This is a genomic window from Mycobacterium sp. 852002-51163_SCH5372311 (assembly GCF_001667115.1).
Taxonomy (GTDB): domain Bacteria; phylum Actinomycetota; class Actinomycetes; order Mycobacteriales; family Mycobacteriaceae; genus Mycobacterium.
Genome location: NZ_LZIJ01000033.1, coordinates 1 through 2,245 on the forward strand (window position 1 = coordinate 1; position 2,245 = coordinate 2,245).

General features: G+C 67.0%; 2 protein-coding genes. Both read right to left on the reverse strand.

Features of this window, described 5'->3' with window-relative positions:
- On the reverse strand, window positions 1–195 hold a 195-nt coding region (locus A5791_RS27625; RefSeq protein WP_369828016.1), incomplete at its 3' end, for a hypothetical protein.
- A partial coding sequence (locus A5791_RS04745; RefSeq protein WP_369828017.1) for a condensation domain-containing protein occupies window positions 192–2,245 on the reverse strand: 2,054 nt, incomplete at its 5' end. The genes A5791_RS27625 and A5791_RS04745, both read right to left, overlap by 4 nt.

The following is a 2,245-nucleotide window of genomic DNA, read 5'->3' on the forward strand; positions in this document are numbered from 1 at the left end:
CGAGCGGCCATCGCACGTCAGCGCCACCGCGTCCGGCGTCCGCGCCACCTGCGCAGCAAACAACTCCGGGATCGAGAGCGTAACCGGCAGCGGACGGCTCAACGCGCCACGGTTGCCCCACTCGTCAAGCCCGGCGTGCTCATCGTCATCAAGCAGATCGATCGACAACAACCGCCGGGTGGTGTCGGCGGTCACGACTGGTTCCCCGCGTCGGCGGTCATGGCTACCAGCACCTTCTGCAACCGCCTGAACAGCGACTCGATCCTGGCCGCGTCGAACACGCCGGTGTCGTATTCGACGCGAAGACGCAGTTCGTCACCGGGCTGGGCTTGCACGGCCAGCGGGTAGTGGTTGTGTTCGCGGGCGGCCACGCCGGTGATGGACAACTCATGATCAGCGGTCAGCTTCGCGGTGTCGACCGGGTAGTTTTCGAAGACGAACAAGGTGTCGAACAACTGGTCGTGTCCGGTGACGCGGTGGATCTCGGCCAGCGCCAGATGCTGATGCTCCAGCGTGCGGTTGTAGAGGTCTTGCAACTCATCCAGCAAATCGCCGATGGTCGTCGTTGCGGTGATGCGGGCCCGTACCGGCACCGTGTTGATCAACAGCCCCACCATGGAGTCCGCGCCGGCCAACTCCGTCGGCCGCCCGGAAACCGCGGTCCCGAAAACGACGTCATGTTGGCCGGTCAGCCACATCAACACCTGCGCCCAGCCGGCCTGCAGCACGACGTTGACGGTGGTGTGCTGCGCGCGCGCCAACTCGCCGACAGCGCGAGTGGTTTCCGGGGAGACCGTGAACGATGCGACTTCTCTGCGCCCCGGACCTGACCGCCCTGGCGGACTCACCAAGGTCGGGGTGTCGAAATCGGCCAACACCTCACGCCAGGCCGCCTGCGCCGCAGCGCGATCCCGCCCGACCAGCCAGCTCACAAAACGGCGATAGGGGGCGGCTGCGGGCAGCCGGTGTCCGTAGTAGGTGGCAATGACTTCTCCGAGCAGTATCGGCAGCGACCAGCCATCCATGACGATGTGGTGGTTGGTCAGCACAAATCGGTGCTGATCTGCCGCGGTGCGGATCAACACCGCCCGGAACGACGGCGGCTCGGCCAGGTCGCAGACTGCCGCGCGTTCAGCAGCGCACACCTCCCGGACCTGTTCAGCGACATCGGCATCGGTTCCGCCGGTGTCCAACTCGACGTACCGCCACGGGAGCACCGGATCAGCCGGAATGATTTGCACCGGCTCACCGAACTGCGTGCAGAACCGGGCCGCCAGGTTCGGATGGCGGTTGACCACCGTATGCACCGCCTCACGCAGCCGCTGCTGATCGAGGGCGCCGCTCAAGGTGATGTCGAGTTGCACCGCATACACATCGTCGGCACGGCCCGATGCGGTGCTGGCGTGAAACAGCAGCCCCTGCTGCAGAGGGGTCAGCGGTAGCACGTCAGCGATGCGCTCGTGCTGCTGGAGTTCCTCGAGTTGCTGCTGGGTCAACCGGGCCGGGGCGATATCCGACGGCGTCAATCCGCCGCCGCCGCGACGCACATGCGCGCAGATGCCCGCGAGGGCTTCGAACCACAACCGGCCCAGCCGGCTGACCTGCTCGCGATCGACAGCCGAGGGCGCCCAGGTCCAGTTGGCGTGCAGCCGCGGGCCGGTGTCGGTGTCGGCGGTGCCCGCATTGAGCTCCACAGCGTGCGGTAGCGGCATGGGTATCGCGGCCGCCGCGCCAGTCAGTGACGAGCCGTGTTGGGACAGCTGCCACAGATCATCGGGTACGTCGGCGCCCGCGCCCAGCCGGCCCAGGTAGTTGAACCCGATGACCGGCTCCGGGCCGTCCAGCTCGACGTCGGTATTCAGATACCGCAGCAGGCCATAACTCAGCGGATCCGGCAGGGCGCGCAACTGCTCCTTGGCGTCCTTGACCAGCGCGCCCAGCGCCGCCTCGCCCTTCGTCACTTGCATCCAGGGCAGCCCGCCCACCGTCAGCGAAACCGGATACAACGTGGTAAACCACCCGACCGTGCGGGTCAGGTCCACGTCGGCGGCCAGCTCCTCGTGGCGGCCGTGGCCCTCCACGTCGATGCCGATCGGCGCACGCCCGCCACCCACAAACTCCGCGACCGCCAACCCGAACGCGATCAACAACACCTCATGCACCCCGGCGTGAAACGCCGCAGGAACCTCCCCAAGCAACATCCGCGTCGTCTCGGCATCCAACGACACCGACAAATGCCCCGCCG